The following is a 3585-nucleotide window of genomic DNA, read 5'->3' as shown; positions in this document are numbered from 1 at the left end:
GCCGCGTGCGCGGCCGGGGCGAGCGCCAGCACGAGGCCGGCGGCGAACAGGGCGGCGGCGTTGGCGGCGGCGGCCCGACGGAGGCTCTTGATCTCGGTCATGGCCGTCCTCACGCGCCGATCCGGTACAGGGAGTGGGTCCACGAGAACGTGCCGTTGTTCACGTAGTACCCGTAGTCCGCCCAGTTGTAGCGGTAGTTGGAGGGCCACGGGTCGCCCCAGTAGACCCAGTTGTTCCCGGTGTCGTAGCCGTACAGGACGTGCATGTGGCCGCCGCCCGAACTCCACTGGATGCGCGTCTCGATCGGGCGGTCGGCGTTCACCTCGGACTGCACGGTGCCGTAGTTCAGGTACCCGTTGACGTACGAGCCCGGGTTGATGCCGGCCCAGCTCAGCCCGTTCTGCACATCGCCCAGCGTGGCCTGGCTGTTGGGGCAGCTGGAGTTGGCGGAGCGGCCGAACGCGGCGTTGCAGAACTGGTTCTGGCTGTAGTTGTAGCCGAACCAGGTGGCGATGGTGTTCCCGCTCGCGGCCCAGCACCAGTTGGTCTGCTGTTGCTGCTGCATGGTGATGTTGAGCTTCTTGTACGTGCCGGCGAGGTCCGCCGTGCTGCCGGGCGCGGCGGCCTGGCGGACCTGGTGCGCGGCCCGGTCCTGGGCCTGTGCCTGAGTCTGCGCCTGTGCCTGTGCCTGTGCCTGGGTCTGGGTCTGGGTCTGAGTCTGGTACTGGCTTCGGTCCTGGGACGGGTGCCCGGCCGGGGCGGCGATCGCGGGCGCCGCCACCGCGGCGGTGAACGCCGGGCCCAGCACGCCGAGGGCGAGCAGCGAGACCGCGCGGCGCAGCCGTATCCGTGGAACTGGCATGGGGAGGTGCCTCCTTGCGCGAGTGGAGCGAGGTGCTGTGTGGGGGCGCGGTCCGGATCGCGGCCCCGAGCATCGCGCCTCGTCAGGGACAGGTCAACGGCCCCGGTTCCGGGTGTGAACGGACCCGCGCGGATGTGAACGACACCCCGGAAACCCCCGCGCAACAGGCACGGACCGGTGACAAACCGCCGCACCGATGTGAATATTCACGGTCAAACGCCGGTCCGCCCGAGCCGCCCTCCGGCCGGTCCGCCCGTCCCCAGGAGGCCGCCATCCACCGGAGCGACCCAGCCGACCTCGCCGCCGCCCTGCGCACCGGCCCCTTCCACCTCGCCCTGCGCACCGCCATCTCCGTCCGCGGCCTCGCCCTGCACCGCGTCCGCCGCCACCTCGCCCTGCGCGGCGTCAACGTCGGCCTCACCAGCCTCAGCTACTGGCAGCAGGGCCGCCGCCGCCCCGAACGCGCCGAGTCACTGCGCGCCGTCGCCGCCCTGGAAGACGTCCTCGACCTGCCCGAACACTCCCTCACCCGGCTGCTCGGCCCCCGCCGCACCGACCCCACCCCGACCGGCCCGCCCGTCCGCCCCTACCGCGACCTGATCTCCCCCGCCGTGGCCGTCGACGACCTGCTCGCCACCCTCGCCGGCCCCCGCGACACCGGGCTCCACACCATCACCCACATCGAACGCATCCGGATCGGCCCGGACCGCCAGCTCACCCGCCGCGACTCCCAACACGCCCTGCGCGCCCACCGCGACGGCATCGACCGCTACCTCGCCCTCTACCAGGGCGACCCCGGCAGCGACATCACCCGCGTCGGCGTCCGCGCCGAGGAGAACTGCCGCCCCGGCCGCATCCGCCGCGACCGGACCCACCACCTGCTCGCCGCCGAGCTCCTCCTCGACCGCCGCCTGCGCGCCGGCGACACCCACCTGCTCGGCTACGGCTTCGACGACGCCCCCTCCCCCGACCCCAGCTGCGAATACGTCCGCGGCTTCAACTCGGGCGCCGGCCAGTACGTCCTCCAGATCACCTTCCACCCCGCCGCCCTCCCCGTCCGCTGCCAGCGCTTCGCCCTCCACTCCCCCGGCGCCACCCCCTACGAGACCGAGGAACTCACCCTCGACGGCCATCACTGCGTCCACCTGGTGGCGACGGCCCTCCGGCCCTGCCTGCTGGGGATCCGGTGGGACTGGGAGTGAGGCGGCGCCCGGTCGGTGCGGTCCGTACGGGCCGTCGACCTCGGCAGCGGGCCCATGGCCGGTCGGCTGCCCGCGAGGTCGCCCCGGGCACCGGCCACCCCTTCGGGACGAAGCCGGTGGGCGCGCACCCGGCCGAGGACGCGTAGCGGCCACGCAGCGACCGGGATGCCGCGGCGCCGCTACCGCCGGTGGAAGTCCACGATCAGGGAGTCCTCCACCGGCCGGTAGCCGATCTGCTGGTAGATGGAGTTGCTGGTCGGGTTGGCGAGGTCGGTGTAGAGCAGGACCTCGGTGGCGCCGCGGGCCAGGAGATGGGCCGAGGTGGCGGCGGTGACGGCGGTGCCGTAGCCGTGGCCACGGCTCTCGGCGGGGGTGTAGACCGGGCCTATGCGGGACATGCCGGCGAGGATCGGGCTGCTGCCGGCCAGGGCGACCGGGCGGCCGCCGTCCTCCCACAGGTGCAGGCAGCCGGCCGCCGTGCGCTCGTCCACCGCCCGTGGGACGTCGGGGAGTTCGACCCCGGCCTCGACCAGGAACTCCTCGTACCAGCGGATCGCGAGATCACGGTCGGCCGGTTCGGCGAGCCGGTGGCGGCCCGCGGGCGGGCGCGGCGGGCCGGCCAGGGTGCCGAGCCGGTAGAGCCGTTCGTCGAAGCGGACGGACTGTTCGGTGCCGGTGGCGTCCGTCCAGGCCTCGGCGAAGGCGCGGACCGCGTCGGCGCCCCCGCCGACGCCGGTCACCGTGGTGAACCCGGCGCCGGCGGCGGCCAGGGCGGTCGCCAGTTCGGCGGCCGCGGCCGGCGGCATGAAGGAGAGCCGGGGGTCGAACGGCGGCGTCTGGAGGAAGGCTCCCGCGACCGGGCCGCCCTCCTCGGCCTGCCACCAGCCGAAGACCGGTGGCTCGCCGAACACCGTCGGGCCGGACTCGGCCAGCCGGTGCGCGATGGTGAGCAGGACGGTGTTCTCGGCGGGGCGGGCCGCCAGGAAGGCGCCCGCCCGGTCGCGGAACTCGTCGAGGGAGGTGCTGAACGTCCAGGCCATGGCCCATGGTGGCCCGGACCGGAGGCGCTCGCCAACTGCTTTCCGGCCGCCACCGTGCGCCCGCTACTCGACCGCCACGCCCAACTTCTCGGCCAGCGCCGCCGGGTCGGTGGTCGGGGCGTCGCAGGCGAAGTGCCGGCAGACGTAGGCCGCGGGCGCCCCGCCGACCAGCGGCCGGTCGGCCAGCAGCGGCACCTCGGCCTCCCCAGCCTCCCCGGCCTCCCCCGGCGCACCGACCGCGACCACCGCGCCCGGTGCCGTCGCGAGCAGCGCGGCCCGTCGCAGCGCCGCGGTGGCCGGGTCTCCGTCGGGGCCGACCACGGCGACCTCGCGCGGCCCGTCGAGCAGCGCCTCGGCGACGGCGAGGCCCCAGCCGATGAACCGCGGCCGTCCTTGGCCTCCGGTGCCCTGGCGGCGAGCTCCTTGAGCTCGTCCAGGGAGACCCGGGCCTGCCGCTCGGCGAGGTCCTCGCGGACCCCTT

The 3585-nt window shown here is 74.6% G+C and carries 3 protein-coding genes and 2 pseudogenes; 1 reads left to right on the top strand and 4 read right to left on the bottom strand.

The window, feature by feature from the left end:
- Nucleotides 1-109: 109 nt before the first annotated feature.
- Nucleotides 110-862, bottom strand: a complete 753-nt coding sequence (locus tag AB0E96_RS39605) for a papain-like cysteine protease family protein (RefSeq protein WP_359831481.1) — start codon at nucleotides 860-862, stop codon at nucleotides 110-112.
- Nucleotides 863-1134: 272 nt separating this feature from the next.
- Between AB0E96_RS39605 and AB0E96_RS39600 the strand changes: the two genes are divergently transcribed.
- Nucleotides 1135-2064, top strand: coding sequence for a hypothetical protein (locus AB0E96_RS39600; RefSeq protein ID WP_359831483.1), 930 nt, complete (start codon nucleotides 1135-1137; stop codon nucleotides 2062-2064).
- Between the two features lie 179 nt (nucleotides 2065-2243).
- On the opposite strand, the gene AB0E96_RS39595 is transcribed toward AB0E96_RS39600, so the two are convergent.
- From AB0E96_RS39595 to AB0E96_RS39585, 3 genes and pseudogenes are all read right to left on the bottom strand, one after another.
- The gene (locus AB0E96_RS39595; RefSeq protein WP_359831479.1) at nucleotides 2244-3104 is read right to left on the bottom strand and encodes a GNAT family N-acetyltransferase; all 861 of its coding nucleotides are present in this window, start codon (nucleotides 3102-3104) and stop codon (nucleotides 2244-2246) included.
- Between the two features lie 63 nt (nucleotides 3105-3167).
- Nucleotides 3168-3491: pseudogene (locus AB0E96_RS39590) on the bottom strand (hypothetical protein); the annotation flags it as partial.
- Nucleotides 3491-3585 (bottom strand): annotated as a pseudogene (locus AB0E96_RS39585) (indole-3-glycerol-phosphate synthase TrpC); the annotation flags it as partial. The pseudogenes AB0E96_RS39585 and AB0E96_RS39590, both read right to left, overlap by 1 nt.

This window comes from Kitasatospora sp. NPDC036755 (assembly GCF_040636595.1).
GTDB lineage: Bacteria > Actinomycetota > Actinomycetes > Streptomycetales > Streptomycetaceae > Kitasatospora.
The sequence above is the reverse complement of the archived record's forward strand: the minus strand, read 5'-3'. Positions and strand labels throughout refer to the sequence as shown.